We start from the raw sequence: 16,872 nt of genomic DNA, 5'->3' as shown, positions 1-16,872 counted from the left end.
CCTAAATCATTTCAGAAAATGTTTTGAATACTGAAGGCTAGTCTTAATACTTTAAGTCTAAACAGTATATATTTTAACTTATTTGGTTGGTCTTTCATTTGAGAAAGAGAAACACTATTCTTAACTAATTCTTGTTTTACTTGATTAGTAATGTCTATATATTTTTTATCTAATTTAGATTTATATAAACTTGCCAAGATATGAGTCAAGCCATTCACATAATATAGCTGTAAAATTTGTATTTCTTCTTGATTCAATTGAGAACGAACAAAATCAGAATAGAAAATATCTTTATAAAATCCAAACATATCACTAAACTTCTGCTCATTCCAAGACTGTGTAATGGAATCAGGATTATCAATTAAATAGTGATAATACTTTTGATTGGTAGCAAAGACATTTTTGGCTGAAAGAAAAAGCTTGTAATTCGTTCCCAAATCTTCATAATATTTTCCTTTTGGAAAAGAAATATTATTATCAATAAATAGAGACTTTTTATATATTTTGTCGTTGGCAAAACCTGTGATATAACTATGCTTGAGCATTTGGACAAAAGCATCTTTACCTTCAAACACTTGAGTTACTAATGGATCTGAAACTATAGCATCTTCTTCACCCTTCACAAACTCACGGTTAAAAGAAACAATCTCAAACTCTTGAGATTCCAGCACCTCTGCTAATTCTTTAAAAGTTTGTGGTTCAAGCCAGTCATCAGAATCAGGGAAATAAACATAGTCACCCTTCGCATGTAAAATCCCTGTATTGCGAGCTTCAGAAAGCCCTCCATTTTCTTTATGAATTACTGAGATAAAGTCATAAGCTTTAACATAATCATCACAGATTTGAGGAGAACTATCAGAACTTCCATCATCTACAAGTAAAATATCATAATTATTCCACTCTTGGACAAGAACGCTTTCTACACAACGTTTTAAATACTTTTCGACATTATATACTGGAATTACAACAGTTAAAAGTGGTTTCATGGATTCTTCACCTAAATTTTTATTTTATGTTAAATCTTCCCCACCCTTATTCAACCAGGTAACAGCATTAAAATAGCGGTGGTAAGTTTTCAAATCAATCCCAACATGTCCTTGCTTCTCTGCTGATTTGAAATGAACCAAGGAAGGTAGATCACTATAATTCTTAGAAGAGAAGATGACCTTACTCTTATATGGAAGTTCTTCAAACTCTTTCATCAGCTCGTAAGTACAAGCATCATTATCATTGAACTTGAAATACAAATTATCCCAATGAATTCTTTCTAAACGACGGTTCCATTTTTGAGTTGCTTCTTCCTCATCTGCATAATGCAGGAAATGAAGTTCAATATCATCAAGAAGTGCTAGAGGATAGGCATTATCAAAGTCTTTGATGTATTTCGATTCCTTAACAAATGTCAAAGGAATATTACCAGTCAAATAGTGTTTTAAATTCTTTAGCATGATGTAATCAGGAGAAAAGACAAACATCCCTACAAATGGAGTTTGATAAGGTAAGCCCAATTCCTGATAGACTTTTCCAGCCCAACAATTATCACAAATGATCGTAAAATTTTTATTCTTAAGTCTTCGTCTAGGAATAAAATTAATAATTGGATAAACGATTGGTTTTAATTTATTTTTTAGTGTTTCACTGTTCATATTAGTACTTCTTATATAGTTCTGAGAAATTACGAATATAACTTTGTAAAGAGAATAGTTCTTTTTGGCGTTTAACAGAGGCCTTGCCAAATTGCTCTCTCTTCTCAGTGTTATCAGCCAATTCTTGGATGGCCTTAGACAATTCTGCAGGCTGGTTTGGTGTGGCAAGAAGACCGTTTTCACCCTCCTTAACCATTTCACAGACACCACCATGACGGTAGCCGACTACAGGTTTGCCACAAGCCATTGATTCGAGAACTACGGTTGGTAGGGGATCTGGATTGGTACTTGGCAAGACAAAGATATCAAACATATTATAGAGCTCTGTTGTCTTACTATAATAATCGATACGCTTGATTTGTCCAGCTACTGGTGAGTCTGATATTGCCTTTTCCAACTCATCAACACGCCACTCTTCACCTTCAAAAGCACTCCCTGCCAGAAAGGCTACTGCTTTTGGATTAGCCTTTAAGATTGGAGTCACTGCTTCCAAGAAATCGCCTTGACCTTTCCAAGCATTCACTCGACCAACCATTCCGATAACCAAAGCATCCTGTGCGATACCAAACTGGTCTCGAACTGCGCTGGCATCCATTTCATGATAGACGGCATTGTCAACACCATTATAGATGACCTGAACTTGGTCATTTTTTACAAAGCGAGACTGCTTCACGTGGTTGGCCACAGCATTTGAAACTGTCACAATCGTATCAGCATAACGTCCCATCAAAAAGTTGATGAAATCAGAGATTGCTTTTGGTTTGACGATAATCTCGTGAACATGCCAAATTAAAGGAAGTTTCAACTTACGTTTGAGATAAATTCCCTCAAGTACCGCAGTCGTATTATTGTGAATAAGAGTAATGCCATTTTCCTTAGCATATTTAGCAATTTGCTTTGAATAACGATTATAAGAGCCAAAATACTCAAGAATTCCCTTAGGATTAAAATACTTCCGGCGCAAGATTGGATAATCGATAACTTTTACCTTAGCACCAACCTCTTCCAATGCACCCACTAAGACGCCATCGTTGGGCAAGATGACATGAGCCTCAAAGGCTTCTTTATCCAATCCTTTAATAAGCTCCAACAAAACCTTATCAGCACCATACATTTCGGCACCAGCGTGAAGATATAAAATTTTCTGCATTTCTATCCTTTAAATACTTTCTCGTAGTCTGTAACAATTTTTTCCCAAGTAAAGGCTTCTTCGATACGTTTACTTGATTTTTGATTGAGGTCTGCGATAGCTTGTTCATCCAATTGTTCAGCTTGATTAATGACACTTGCCAATTGGTCTTTTTTCCAATAGAGAGCACCATCTTCACCGACTTCACGGTTAAAGCCAACATCCAACAAGAGATTGAGCTTAGTTGACTCAAGCGCCTCAAGAAGTGATGGATTGGTTCCACCTACCTCATGACCATGGAAATAAGCAAAGGCATTCTCACGAATGTACTTGAGCAATTCTTGGTCATAAACAGTTCCGACAAACTTCACACGAGGATCCTTGTCAAAACCAGTTTCCTGGCGCAACTTGTCGTAAAATTTGTTTTCTTCAACATTGGTAATGAGAACAAAATCCTTATCGGAGCTAGATGCCATAAAACCACGAATCATAGCCTCATAGTTATTTTCAGGCACAAAACGTCCTACAACAAGATAATAATTGTTTTCAATAACTCCCTTTTCGAAGTACCATGTGCGTACCTTATCATCAACCTTAGTCAATCGAGATTTAGTTGTATCTGTTCCATAGGCAATATAGGTTGTTTGAGGACGATACTTCGCATAATCATTTTGAATATAAGATTCAATGTTTTTACTATCACAAATCAAGAGATCTGCATGTTTAACCATGAGTTGCTCTGAAATTTTCCAATACTTACGAACAGGAAGACTCCACTTTGCACGAAGCCATTCATGACCATCCGGGTTAACCATAAGGGTACCACCGATAGCCTTGATTTTCTTTTTAATACCTGAGATAAATGGACCAATTCGGCAGGCCAAAACATAGAAGATTGGTGCTTGATCATTATTTTCCTTAGCAATCTCAATGGCCTTATTAAGAGCTGCGATATCATAAGCGATGGCACGTGCAGGCCCGATATTTGGGACGTCGATATTGTAGCATTTAGCACCGTTATGTTCAAAAGTATCTGCTGTTATACCTGATTTAGCAGAGTTTTCACGCATACAAGCTACATAATATTGGATATCTTTGTCTTGTTGGAACTCTGTTAACTTCTCAACAAAGGTTTCAAATCCACCATATTTTGCTGGAATTCCCTTAGAACCAACGATATAAACTGATTTTGTCATTTAATCACCATTAAAAGAAATGGAGAAAGCCATCACTTTGCTCCATCCTTCATTACTACTACTTTGATTGTTTTCAATAAGATTTTGATATCGCGCCAGATTGTCCATCCGTCCATATAAGCAACGTCTAGTTTTACAACTTCATCAAAATCCGTAATTTCACTTCGACCGCTTACTTGCCAAAGACCAGTAATACCTGGTTTAAAGCTGAGGCGACGTTTTTGTTCAGGTGTATAAGATTCGTACTCATCCAATGTTGGTGGACGTGTTCCAACCAAGCTCATATCACCTTTTAGAACATTCCAAAATTGTGGAAGTTCATCAAGACTCGTTTTACGAATGAAATGTCCGATTTTAGTAATACGAGGATCATTGTCCATCTTAAACATACCACCAGACATTTGATTCTGTGCCATCAAATTCTTCTTGATTTCTTCAGCATCTACTCTCATAGAACGGAATTTATAAAACTTGAAGATACGTCCATTCTCACCCACACGGTCTTGAGCAAAAATGGCTGGCCCACCATCTTTACGAATAAGTGGATAAAGGAAGATTCCAACAATCCCACAGAGCACCAAACCAACTAAGGCTCCACAGATATCGAGGAAGCGTTTCGCCAAGATATCTCCATAGCTATAAAAATGCGTTGAAAACGTAACAACCTTGAAAGGACCCAATTGTTGGATACGTTTTTCACCTTGACTCATAAATTCAAGGGCATTCAAATTAATGGATACTGGAATTCCCATGAGCTCAAAAGGTGATGCATAATCCCAAATCTTATACTGCTCACTTGGCAGATTAATCAAAACTTGGTCTACTACTGAGTGTGTCGCATATTCGATTAAATTTTCAGGTTTAACACTCTTGATAAAAGGATCAGTGAAATAAGGATTATCCAAGACACAAACGGCTGTAATCCTACCATCCATATTGTCTTTCATACGAAACAAAACATTTTCAAGACGTGCCTGATCAGAAATCAAGAGAATATTCTTGTTACTTTTACGACGTGTATAAATTGATGAGCGGAAATACTTAAGAACAGTATTTGTAACGTATAAGAGAACACCTGAAATCAGGGTGACGTAAAGAAGTCCGCGACGTGAGATTGAAAAACTTCCATCTGCAAAAAATGAGAGGAAAGTTGCAATTAGAGCAAATATGAAACAATATTTGACAGTTGCAATGAGTTCATCCAAGTAGCCTCTATACTTAAGATTTTCATAATAACTACTGATATAGTAAGACACTACATGTACGACACCTAAAAGGACAATGCTTCCTTGGGTAATCTCTGTATAAGGTATTTTACTAGCTACCATGGCTGCGAAAACAACCACAACCAACTGTATAATACCAATTTCAATGCGACGAATTTCTTGTTTTTCTTTCACTCTAAACCCCTTTTTAATCTGTTAAGGTATAAGGAGCCGCATCATCCCCATTAATGCTATCCTTTTCTACGACGATGTGCTCTTGAATGACCTTCTTTTTGGTCTGATTTTTTCCCGTACTCACCATATGAGCCATAAGAACCATATGATCCATACTTATCAACTGTCATATCCACTTTATTAAGGACGACACCTAAGAACTGAGAACCACTTTGTTCCAATTGTTCAACAGCCTTAGTTACGAAGCGACGTTTGATTTTCCCAGCTGCTGTAACCAAAAGACTAGCGTCAGCCTGATGGGCAATAATAACAGCATCAATGACCAAACCAATTGGTGGCGTATCAATTATGACATAATCATAACGACTACGAGCAACTTCCATCAAATGTCTAAAATTGTCATTTTGCAAAAGACTTGTTGGATTAGGTGGTACAGGACCAGATGCAATGACATCTAAACCAGAAATATCAGTTTGGCAAATCGTTTCATTTAAATCAGCATTTCCAGAAAGGAAATTTGAAAGGCCTTTATAAGGCTCATTTGATTTAAATGTACCTGACAAAACAGAGTTACGGGTATCCGCATCAATGAGAAGTGTTCGGAGCCCAACACTAGCAAATGAAATCGCCAAGTTAACAGATGTCGTTGATTTTCCTTCACCAGCTTCAACAGAGCTAACCGCAATCACTTTCATCTGAGCACCAGAAAATTGAATATTTGTGCGAATGGCATTGTAATACTCTTCTGTTTGTTTGGCAAAGTTTTCTTTAGATTTTACTAACTTTAATAGAGGCATTTCTTCTCCTTAAATTTTATCTGTATCAGGGACAATTCCAAGAAGTGTCATTCCAAGGGCATCTTCCACATCTTCTGGACGGCGAATGCGATCATCTAGGATTTCACGTACCAATACACCAACCACTGCAAGGAATCCTCCAAGCACTGCTCCAAGAAGCACATTACGTTTGATATTTGGTGAAGATGGTGACTCTGGCAATTTAGCTTCTTCAAGCGTTGTAACATCTTCAACTTTTGTCACGTTCTTGATTTTTTCTGAAGCAACTTCACGAACCTTATTGGCAAGTGTTTGCGCATCTTGACCAGTTTTAGCATTAACAGAAATTGAAATAAGACGAGTATCAGTAGGAATATTAACTGAAATCATTTTAGCAAGTTCTGCTTCTGTCATATTCAACTTTTCATCTTTGATAACTTCTGACAAGACATCGTTTGATGTAATAATTTCTTTGTAGTCTTTTGTCAAAAATGTACCGGCCTGCAAATCTTGAGCAGAAAGGTTTTTGCCATCATTAGCTTGATTAACCACATAAATACGTGTAGACGATGTATATGTTGGCTGAATGAGGAAGTAAGTTCCCAAGAAGGCAAAGACAGCGACATAAAAGGCTGTAAATAAAATAAATACTTTTTTAGTCCAAAGTTTTTGCAATAGTGCAAGTACATCGATTTCAACACGCTTCGTGTTTTCCTGAGTCATAGTTTCTCCTATATATATTGATTTTCAAGTAGTGTTTGTGGATTTTCGATAAAAAGGTTACGAGCACGTCTCGTTCCGTAAGTCTTTTCGATAATAGCGTAAGCATCTTTCATAAATGGTGGTCTTGGACCAAGATTATGCATGTCACTAGCAACCATATGAACCAAATTTTTCTCCAAGAAATAACGAACACGTTTTTTTCTTACTTTATCTTTATCTCCAAAGAGCTTTGGTTTTAGAACATGAGAGCTATTAACTTGAGTATAGCACCCCATGTTGATGATTTCTCGAACACGGTCAGCATTTTCTTCAAGGGCATCATAGCGCTCAATATGAGCAACAATAGGCGTTACCCCCGCTCGCAAAACATTACTAAGCCCACTATGAATTTCTTTCCAAGATGTGCGAGCACTAAACTCAATCAAAGCAAATTGAGTGTTGTGCATACGCGGAATAAGATTCTTTTCAAGTTTCTCCACAATGTCTGAGGTGTAATAAAGTTCACCACCATAATAAATAGTTAAGTCTGGATAAAGTGCTTCTGCTTCTGCTTTTACCTTAGAAAAGTTGGCAAAAATTTTATCCTCTGGAGTCTCAAACATCCCCTTACGACGGTGAGATGTTGAAACAATCTTACGTACCCCTTGGGCATAGCTTTCACCAATGAGGTCTAAACTTTCTTCTAAAGTTTTAGGACCATCATCAACATCAAAAACAATATGTGAGTGAACGTCAATCACTTATTTTTCCTCCATCAGATTTTTGATAGCTTGAGAGGCACTTGCCACACTCGAATCATCTAGTTTCATCATATAAAGACTAGAATTTGGCATAGCATAAGAGGTCAATTGACCAGTAGAACCAGTACCAGTTACTGCTTGAGACGTTACTGTAAATTTAGAGCCTGAATCAAGTTGTGTATTAGCCAAAGCATTAATGGTATCCAACGACATATTTGTCTGAACAGAGTCTTGGAGATTATTAACGATTGAAGTAAAGTTTGATACAGATTTTAGAGAAGCCAACTTGTTTACAATCGCAGAAATAACTTTCTCCTGGTTTTTACCACGGTCATTATCTCCGCCATCGAGACTATAGCGTTCACGAACAAATCCAAGTGCTTGCTCTGAATTCATTTGGATATCACCAACTGGGAAATCAAACTTCCCATGAAGACTTGTGAAAGCTTGATCATTATGGACTGTCACACCACCAAGTTGGTCAATCAACTTAAGGAAAGATGTGAAGTTAATTCGTGCATAGTAATCAATCTTAATACCATATAGATTTTCCAGAGTTTGTTCAGATGTTTCAACACCATAAATACCTGCATGGGTTAATTTATCATACTGGTCTGCCCCACCACCAGGAATCTTAACGTATGCATCACGTGGAGTAGTCGTCAAGAGAATCTTATGTGTATTCATGTTTACTGTCATAATGATATTGACATCTGAACGTGACACTGTTGAAATCGAACCGTAGGTATCAATACCACTAATATAAATATTGAAGACTTTTGAATCTACTTGTTTTGCAGAGTTGCTATTCTTCTTTTTAATTTTATAAGTATAAATTGTTTTTAGATTTGAAGCATAATTACTATCGACAGACTCTAATAGGCTAGCATAAGAGCCACTCAAGACCATAGCTTTAGATTTGCCAGACTTAAGATTATCATAAGCTTCTTGATATGAGGCAACATCATCAACTTTAACATCAACTTTTTTATCTTTTTTGAGAGCTGACATCAAGGTCTCGATATTGTTCTTATCAACCTTAGTAGGTGCCTGTACGCTAGTAAGCTGGCTCACATCTTTGATGTCACTTTCCTTAGGAACCACGATGCTCATTTCAACTTCAGAAAATGCTGCCGTCTGATTCATACGGTTAGTGATGTCAATCATTTGTTTAAAACCAAAAATACCAACCAGAGAAACTAGCGAGAAGATAACCAGTACAACCGTTGTCACTAGTGCTGATTTCTTAGTCTTCTGAAGGAAGATGCTAATAGCAAGAACTACCAACAAACCAATGGTGATAATGATGTTCAAAAACCTAAAGGATAGGAAATTATAATTGAACATGGTGAATAATAAGACCAATGCTAAAATAGCATACAGAATGGTCAACCCAACGTTGACCATCCCCCACGATCTATTACTCGTACGTTTTTGCTTACGATTCGTACGCGAACTCATATAAATTGCTCCTATAAATTAAAATTAGACATTTCCCATTATTATTATAACATTACTATAACTTCATTTCAATTGTCATTCTTTTTAAAAAAGAAGAAACCGTTTTTCATTATGATATCAAGCATTTAATTTCTATCATTTTTCATTGTTTTGTAAGTTCTTTTTCACATTTTTAGCGGTTGTTTTTTAAATTGTCGGATATTTACTTATTCCTTAAAAGCATCTTTCTTTCGAATATTTTTATTTTTTTCTAGTAGTTTGAAAAATTTTAACCCATTGTCACTTCGAATAGATATTAGCTACAACACAAAAGGACGACCAAATGGCGTCCTTTTACAAACTAGTCTGCAATTAATGTTTCAAGACCAACTTTCATCATATCAGTGAAAGTATTTTGACGTTCCTCAGCTGTTGTGTCCTCATCTGGATTAACCAAACTATCAGAAATAGTCATGATGGCAAGAGCATCTACTTGGTGTTGAGCTGCAAGGTAGTAAAGTGCTGCTGCTTCCATTTCTACAGCTTTCACACCCCATTTACCAAGCTCGATGTTCTTTTCACCATAGTTCGAATAGAAGACGTCAGAAGACAAGACATTACCAACATGTGTAGTCATACCAAGCTCTTTAGCAATGTGGTAAGCCTTATCTAAGAGATTGAAACTTGCAATTTGTGGGAAATCGTATTGTGGCCAATCGTTACGAATAATGTTAGAGTTTGTCGCTGCCGCTTGCGCTAGAACTAACTCACGAACGTGAACATCCTCATTCAATGAACCAGCAGTTCCCACACGAATCAATTTTTTAACCCCGTAGTCAACAATAAGCTCACGAGCATAGATAGAGATAGATGGCATCCCCATTCCAGTTCCCATTACTGAGACACGTTCACCTTTGTATGTTCCTGTGTAACCAAACATATTACGAACTTCATTGAAACATACAGCGTCTTCGAGGAAATTCTCGGCAATGAATTTCGCACGTAAAGGATCTCCAGGTAGGAGAATTTTATCAGCAATTTCACCTTGCTTAGCAGCAATATGGATAGACATAATATAAGATACCAAGGGCGTTAAAGAGGCAAAGTAAAAATAGGAAATCCGACAAAGATGCTTCGCATCTAGGAGGATTTATCTTTTTTACACAGCCTCTAGCCCGGGTTCAGTTTCAAACCCGAACTACCCTTCCTTTCATTTTTTATATACAGGAGAGGCGACAGAGAACAAAGTAATAATAGGAAACTGACGACGCCTTATAAATGCTAGACAGTTTATCTTTTTACTTCGTTCTCCGCCCGTATTCATTTTAGTGAATACAGTTAACCCGTCCTTTCTATTTTTTGATGGTAAAAGAGCAACCTGAACACACTATCTACCATTCTTAATTTTTATTTTTAAATAATTTATCCACTATTATATAGTTGATAAATTATTACTTTTTTAAAAGTGGATTAAGCTTGAGTCAATGAATCAAGAAAATCATATAACTTCTTGTTCATTTCTGAATAATCGTTGGTACGCAATTGTTCAGGTGTTTGAACAAAAGGTAACTCCTTATTTTGCTTACGCAAGTGTTCTTCGCCATCCGCAGCTATGAGCAAATCAATAGCTTGGGAATCAAACTCTAGGTGTGCTTGGAAGGCATAGTGTTTAGGACTAAAGCGAATAATTTGACGTGGACAACCTTGACTAGTAGCAAGAACAACTGCATTATCAGTCAATCCAGGCATATCACCATGCCAGTGGCCAGTATTGAGAGTTGTGCCAAAACCTTTGACATGCTCATCAGCTAATCCATCATCCGTAAGTGTTATTGGAAACACACCAATTTCGCGTTCTGGACTATGCTCATACTTACCACCATAGGCTACAGACAGAAGCTGAGCTCCCAAACATACACCAACAATATAGATATCAGCAGCAATTGCTTTTTGCATAAATGCAATCTCAGCATTTGGGTCATAATAAGGAAAGGTCTGACGATCCTCATCAGGTGACTGAGGACCACCCATCACAATTAGAAAATCAATACCTTCAACGGTTTCAGGAAGGACCTCTTCCTCATATACCTTGGTTGATGTGATATTATGCCCACGGTCTTGAGCCCATTTTAAATAGGCTCCTGGAACTTCAAACGTTTCGTGTAAGATAAAATGAATATTCATTGTTTTTTCTTCCATCTATTATTAATTATCCTTGATAGTAGACCCGCTAAGATTAGAGGAACTGCTACCAGCCCTCCTTGACCGGTAAAACCTAGAACTAAGGCTATTCCCGTCAGAGGAGCATCCAAAGTTGTTACTAAAAAAATGGTTGCGCCAAGTAACATTCCTAGATTAGGATTTAGGGACAAACCAAAAGTCTCAAGACACCTTGTTAATAAGAAACCCGATCCGACACCTAAAGTAAACGAAGGCGTCAGTGTCCCTCCATAAGTACCTGACCATAGCAACAAGCACACAATAAGCCCTTTGATTACCAGCAAAATCGGAAGGTATTCCGAAGTTCCTCCAGAGAACATCCATTGTGCTAGAACCTGACCATTTCCCATGATTATAGGATAGAAAGCTACAATACCACCTAATATTATAAAAGAGACGGGCATGGTCCAGAGAATATGTTTATCTGTTATACGACTTTTACTCGCCTTTTTAGCTAAAACTTTAAATATAAGAGCAAGCGGAGTTACAAACAGCGTCAAAACAAGAATCTGTATCAAACTAGTAGGATGTAAGCTTACTTTATCAACTAAATATATAGCTTTCCCACCAACAATTGGACGAGCACAATAAGCTGACAAATAGGTTGTCACAAGAATGATACCAATGTTTTTCAGTTTCCAAGCAACTCCCAAAGTTTCCAAAACAAACAGTATACTGGCAAAGGGAACTTGGTAAACCGCAGCTAAACCTGCTCCTGCACCACATGCAATCATGAGTTGTCTTTCAGGAATTTCTAAACCCAGTTTTTTTGATAAACTGCCAGCACATAAGGCACCTAATTCTCGTGGAGCTGCTTCCTTGCCTACTGAAGCACCTGCTCCAACGATTGCTACTTGCACCAAAGCATGTAGACTTTGGCCAAGAAAATTTGGACTCTTCTTGCCAACGAGTTGCTTAGCCTTTCTAATGGAAAGAAGGGAGACTCGACGCTGAAGGAAATACCAAAAGATGCTAGCTAAGACACCAGCTACCACTATAACTACGAAGCGTCGATAAGCACTTACAGAATTAAATTGTAACAAGAGATCTGTCGTATCATTGCCAAAAGTAAGAAATTTTATAAAATCTAAAAGATAATGGCAAAGAATACCAATCAAACCAGAAGCTATTCCGGTTGTCAAAACAGCTAAACTTAACCTAGTCGACTTGGGGAGCCAAGTCAAACTCTTTCTTTCTTGATTACCCATATATTAGAGTATGACTAAAATTGCTTTAACCAACTTTTCCTACTGTCTTTAGAGTAGGGTCAATCCCTTCTTTGTTTTTATTTCATAGTAAGGCAATCTCGTGTTGAATTAGGAAAACTAAAACTAGCATTCATTCTTTTACCTTTTTAACTATATTCTAGTCTTAATGATTTTGTTCTTTGTTATAAGTAGTTTATCTCTGAATGACCTAAAGTTGTTCTTAACAAAGCAAGTGGCAAACTATAAATTGTTTTATTATATTGCGACACCATTTCATTGTAGTATAATTTTTGATTAGCAACAAGTACTTCTGACTCTTTAATCTCAGCAATCAAATCCTTTATACTTTGATCAGCTGTAATATTTGTATCTCTTTCGATTTTCTCTATAATTTTATTCTTCGTTTCCTCTAGTTTAGTAGAGTATTCATGTTTAGAAAAATTGCCAGACTCACCGTAAGACTTCCGCTTAGATTCTGAATGATTAGCTTTGTTTTCATCGTTAGTCAAATTGTTGACAGACTTTTTTTCCTCTAACAATTCTGAAACATTTTTTCTAACAGACATTTTTAACTCATGGTCTACAATCTTATCAGTCAGTTCTCGCAGTTGTACAATCAATTTTTCCACATACTGTTCTTTAATTTCAATTGCACTGTATGATGATTTAATTGACTCTTTTAAGTTAACAACTTTATGGTATTGAAATAGGAACACTATTATGATATAGCTTAAAACTGCAAATACGATAGATGCTCCTTGAAATGGTTCATAGTCTATCTCACTACCACTTGTATCTATAGCAGAAAATATAACCAACCAAACCATGGTCAGGAAAGCAATTATAAAAACTCCACGAATGATACGAAATAATGGATTATTCATTAAGTTTGACATCAATTATTCCTTTTTAAAGTTCAGCCAAAATAGCTTTCAGCAAGCCTTTGAAATCCCCTTTAACACGTTCTGTCACTTCCACAACTTCTTCGTGATTGAGTTCTTCTTGGAAACCAGCCGCAAAGTTGGTAATACATGAAATACCAAGAACTTTCAAACCAGAATGTGCTGCAACAATGACTTCAGGGACAGTTGACATCCCAACAGCATCTGCACCAAGAGTCTTATAAGCACGAATTTCAGCTGGAGTTTCGTAAGTTGGACCAGTCACACCGATATAGACACCATCATCTAATTTAATGCCCAATTTGTCAGCAACTCGATGTGCAGTCTCACGGTATTCTGGAGTATACGATTTAGACATATCAGGGAAACGAGGACCAAAATCATCCAAGTTTTCACCAATCAATGGGTTTTGACCAGTCATGTTGATGTGGTCAGTGATGGCCATCAAAGTGCCTGGACCAAAGCCGATACCACCTGCTGCATTGGTTACAACAACTCCTTCGCATCCAAGAGCTTTCATAACACGTACAGGGAAAGTAACTACTTCAAGCGGATTTCCTTCATAAAAATGGAAACGTCCTTGAAGAGCTAAAACCTTACGTCCAGACAAAGTTCCATAAACAAGTTTTCCAGCATGACCGACAACCGTTGATTGTCCCCAGTTTGGAATATCCGCATAGTCAATGACAACTGCGTCTTCAACTTCTTCAGCCAACTCACCAAGTCCAGAACCCAAAATTAAACCAAACTCAGGTTTTTCAATTCCTTTACTTTCCAAAAATGCTTGAGTAACTCTAATTTTTTCAAGTAGCGACATGTTAATTCTCCCTTAATTTTATTTCATTCTTAAAAACTGACCAATTTTTGAAAAAGTTCTTGCATTTCGAATGGTTATAGAAGGATAAAAAGGTGCTTTCAATAGCTTCTTATGATAAGCCGTTTGGTTATAGCTTGATTTATCAAATTTACCCCAGTAGATCCCAAGTTGACCAAGATGAATAATTTCATCTCCTAACTCTAAAGACTCAATAACATTCCTCATTTCGTTCTTATCAAGTCTTTCAGTATATAAGAGGACATCTTTTCTATAGAAATCATTTTCCCACCACTTAGGTAAAGATGCCACTTCATTTTGGTAATCTTCTAGAGTAAAAAGAGAAAACACCTTAATAAATGGATAAGTCTTATTAAGAAATCTCTCTAAAACTAAGAGGAGTTCCACTTTCATCAAGGATGAATCGAAGAAAAAATTTCCACTATTTATATAGGAAGAAACATTTGACATCCCAAGTTCTTTTAACTCATGACAAAATTCTTCCATGACTACCTTGTGACGACCACCAACGTTTATTCCACGAACCAAAAATGCATAGCGCTTCATTTTAGACAAGTTTATCCAAGAAGCTTTCACCAATCATGGCTTTATCTACACCAAAGTTTTCAGCGACAGTTGCTGAGATGTCAGAGAAATGACCTACTGGAATAAGTCCATTTCCTTTGAATGATGGGCTATAAGCCAAGAAAGGAATATATTCACGAGTATGGTCTGTACCTGCATAAGTTGGATCATTTCCGTGGTCTGCTGTAATCATCAAGAGATCATCTTCACGCATGGCAGCAATGATTTCAGGCAAACGTTGGTCAAATTCGTGCAAACAATCACGATATCCATGTGGATCACGACGGTGTCCATAAAGGGCGTCGAAGTCTACCAAGTTTGTGAATGAGAAGCCATGTTTGAAATTTTCAGAAGTCATAGCTTTAATCAAATTATCAATACCATGGCTATTTGATTTGTTGTGGCCCATATCGTGGTTAATACCAGCTCCGTTGAAAATATCATTGATTTTACCAACGGCATAAGTATCAATACCAGCTTCATTCAATTTATCCAAAACAGTTGGTGCAAATGGTGAAACAGCCAAATCTCGACGATTAGATGTACGAGTGAAGTTTCCAGGCTCACCAACGTAAGGACGAGCAATGATACGCCCTAGAAGAGCTGGACGCTCAAGGGTAATTGAACGCGCATATTCACAAATACGATACAACTCATCCAATGGAATAATGTCTTCGTGTGCAGCAATTTGAAGAACTGGGTCAGCTGAAGTGTAAATAATCAATTCACCAGTTTCCATTTGACGAGGTCCAAAGTCTTCAATAACAGCTGTACCTGAGTATGGTTTATTAGCTTCACGAATGACTTTACGGCCTGAGAATTCTTCAATTTTAGTGAGAATTTCTTCTGGGAATCCGTTCCAGAAGGTATCAAAAGGTTCAGTAATATTGAGACCCATGATTTCCCAGTGACCAGTCATCGTATCCTTACCAAGAGAAACTTCCTGCAATTTTGTTGCATAACCAGTTGGGTTACTTTCTGCTGGTACTGTTTTCAAAGGTGTTTCACGAGGAATATTTCCTAGACCAAGCTTAGCCATATTTGGCACATTCAATCCTACTGATTTAGAGATATGACCAAGGGTATCTGAAGCACCATCTGGCACACCTGCATTGACAAAGTCATTGGCATCTGGAGCAGCACCAATTCCTACTGAATCAAGAACGACTAAATGCATTCGGTTAAATTTGGACATAATAACACCACAAAGAGATAAAATCTTTTCGAAATTACCTCTTGCCTTTCTATATTATTTAATAGTTTGACAAAAATTAATTAGTCTTCCTCATTAAAAGTGAGGGGAAATCAAAATTGGACTAGGCCTTGACTTCAACGACCTTAACACCGTCTTTTCCTGCAACGATGACTTTGTTAACCATACCATTGAATAATCCATGATCGACAACACCTGTCATAGCTTTTAGTTCTTCACCAAGAGCTACTGGATTTTCAATCTTACCTAAATCAAGATCGATGATATAGTTCTTCATATCTGTAACAAAGCGATTACCTTCCTCCGTAAGTCGGAATGATGGCTTATAGCCCTTCGACTCAAAGACACGATAGAGACGATCAGCACCATATTGAACCACTTCAACTGGTAATTTGAAAGCACCTAATTGATTAACCATTTTTGACTCATCCACCACCCAGATATATTCTTTCGTAGGTGTAGCGACGATTTTTTCCATCAGAAGGGCACCACCGCCACCTTTAATCCCATTGAGTTGAGGGTCTACTTCGTCGGCGCCATCAACAGTAACATCAATACTGTCAATATCATCCACTGCCTTCAAAGGAATACCTAAACCTTCAGCTTGTTTAGTGGTTTGACTGGATGTCGTTACTCCAACAACACTAAGGCCTTCTTCCTTAATACGACGGCCAATTTCCTCCACGAAGAAATAAGCTGTTGACCCTGTACCGAGTCCAACAACCATTCCATCTTCAACGTATTTGGCAGCGGTTACGCCAGCGATTTTCTTAAGTTCTTCCATGCTCGTCTCCTTGCATCTTTCTATAATAGTCGTTCAAAATAATTATAACATGTTTCAACAGTAAATAGAAATGATACGAGGGAGTAAAACCTAGCA

17 protein-coding genes are annotated in these 16,872 nt (G+C 37.2%); all 17 read right to left on the bottom strand.

What is annotated here, in order from left to right; translation table 11 throughout:
- Positions 1-11 precede the first annotated feature (11 nt).
- Positions 12-986, bottom strand: coding sequence for a glycosyltransferase (locus O3670_RS01100; RefSeq protein ID WP_371482049.1), 975 nt, complete (start codon positions 984-986; stop codon positions 12-14).
- Positions 987-1,010: 24 nt separating this feature from the next.
- Positions 1,011-1,646, bottom strand: a complete 636-nt coding sequence (locus tag O3670_RS01095; RefSeq protein WP_371595694.1) for a DUF1919 domain-containing protein — start codon at positions 1,644-1,646, stop codon at positions 1,011-1,013.
- 1 nt (position 1,647) lies between these two features.
- Positions 1,648-2,796 carry a glycosyltransferase family 4 protein gene (locus O3670_RS01090; RefSeq protein ID WP_073950425.1) on the bottom strand — a complete coding sequence of 383 codons (1,149 nt, stop codon included), beginning with the start codon at positions 2,794-2,796 and terminating at the stop codon, positions 1,648-1,650.
- 2 nt (positions 2,797-2,798) lie between these two features.
- On the bottom strand, positions 2,799-3,971 hold the full coding sequence (gene cps2T / locus O3670_RS01085; RefSeq protein WP_371595693.1) for a beta 1-4 rhamnosyltransferase Cps2T: 1,173 nt from the start codon (positions 3,969-3,971) through the stop codon (positions 2,799-2,801).
- Positions 3,972-4,003: 32 nt separating this feature from the next.
- Positions 4,004-5,371 carry a sugar transferase gene (locus O3670_RS01080; protein ID WP_195950578.1) on the bottom strand — a complete coding sequence of 456 codons (1,368 nt, stop codon included), beginning with the start codon at positions 5,369-5,371 and terminating at the stop codon, positions 4,004-4,006.
- 56 nt (positions 5,372-5,427) lie between these two features.
- Positions 5,428-6,168 carry a tyrosine-protein kinase gene (locus O3670_RS01075; RefSeq protein WP_002890888.1) on the bottom strand — a complete coding sequence of 247 codons (741 nt, stop codon included), beginning with the start codon at positions 6,166-6,168 and terminating at the stop codon, positions 5,428-5,430.
- A 9-nt stretch (positions 6,169-6,177) separates the two neighbouring features.
- Complete coding sequence (locus O3670_RS01070; RefSeq protein WP_048790943.1) at positions 6,178-6,870, bottom strand: capsular polysaccharide biosynthesis protein; 693 nt, start codon at positions 6,868-6,870, stop codon at positions 6,178-6,180.
- A gap of 8 nt (positions 6,871-6,878) precedes the next feature.
- Positions 6,879-7,610, bottom strand: coding sequence for a capsular polysaccharide biosynthesis protein Cps4B (cps4B, locus tag O3670_RS01065; RefSeq protein WP_048790944.1), 732 nt, complete (start codon positions 7,608-7,610; stop codon positions 6,879-6,881).
- Entirely contained in the window at positions 7,611-9,071 is a 1,461-nt protein-coding gene (cpsA, locus tag O3670_RS01060; protein WP_073685935.1) for an LCP family glycopolymer transferase CpsA, read from the bottom strand.
- 340 nt (positions 9,072-9,411) lie between these two features.
- On the bottom strand, positions 9,412-10,122 hold the full coding sequence (gene deoD / locus O3670_RS01055) for a purine-nucleoside phosphorylase (protein WP_014634439.1): 711 nt from the start codon (positions 10,120-10,122) through the stop codon (positions 9,412-9,414).
- A gap of 398 nt (positions 10,123-10,520) precedes the next feature.
- On the bottom strand, positions 10,521-11,234 hold the full coding sequence (locus O3670_RS01050; protein ID WP_037601325.1) for a type 1 glutamine amidotransferase: 714 nt from the start codon (positions 11,232-11,234) through the stop codon (positions 10,521-10,523).
- Positions 11,231-12,478: a chloride channel protein gene (locus tag O3670_RS01045; RefSeq protein ID WP_371595692.1), complete on the bottom strand. Its 1,248-nt coding sequence runs from the start codon at positions 12,476-12,478 to the stop codon at positions 11,231-11,233. Before O3670_RS01045 ends, O3670_RS01050 begins: the two co-directional genes overlap by 4 nt.
- Positions 12,479-12,660: 182 nt before the next feature.
- Positions 12,661-13,374, bottom strand: a complete 714-nt coding sequence (locus O3670_RS01040) for a LemA family protein (protein ID WP_049545878.1) — start codon at positions 13,372-13,374, stop codon at positions 12,661-12,663.
- Positions 13,375-13,387: 13 nt separating this feature from the next.
- Positions 13,388-14,197: a purine-nucleoside phosphorylase gene (locus tag O3670_RS01035; RefSeq protein WP_037601228.1), complete on the bottom strand. Its 810-nt coding sequence runs from the start codon at positions 14,195-14,197 to the stop codon at positions 13,388-13,390.
- 18 nt (positions 14,198-14,215) lie between these two features.
- Positions 14,216-14,761: a DUF1697 domain-containing protein gene (locus O3670_RS01030; protein WP_155123987.1), complete on the bottom strand. Its 546-nt coding sequence runs from the start codon at positions 14,759-14,761 to the stop codon at positions 14,216-14,218.
- A 1-nt stretch (position 14,762) separates the two neighbouring features.
- Positions 14,763-15,974 (bottom strand): phosphopentomutase, encoded by a 1,212-nt coding sequence (locus tag O3670_RS01025; RefSeq protein ID WP_155123988.1) that lies wholly within the window; start codon positions 15,972-15,974, stop codon positions 14,763-14,765.
- A 121-nt stretch (positions 15,975-16,095) separates the two neighbouring features.
- Entirely contained in the window at positions 16,096-16,776 is a 681-nt protein-coding gene (rpiA, locus tag O3670_RS01020) for a ribose-5-phosphate isomerase RpiA (RefSeq protein ID WP_014634433.1), read from the bottom strand.
- Between the last annotated feature and the right edge of the window lie 96 nt (positions 16,777-16,872).

It is taken from the genome of Streptococcus sp. 27098_8_74 (assembly GCF_041431705.1).
In the GTDB taxonomy this organism is placed as follows: domain Bacteria; phylum Bacillota; class Bacilli; order Lactobacillales; family Streptococcaceae; genus Streptococcus; species Streptococcus salivarius_E.
This window is presented reverse-complemented; position numbering and strand designations above follow the sequence as displayed.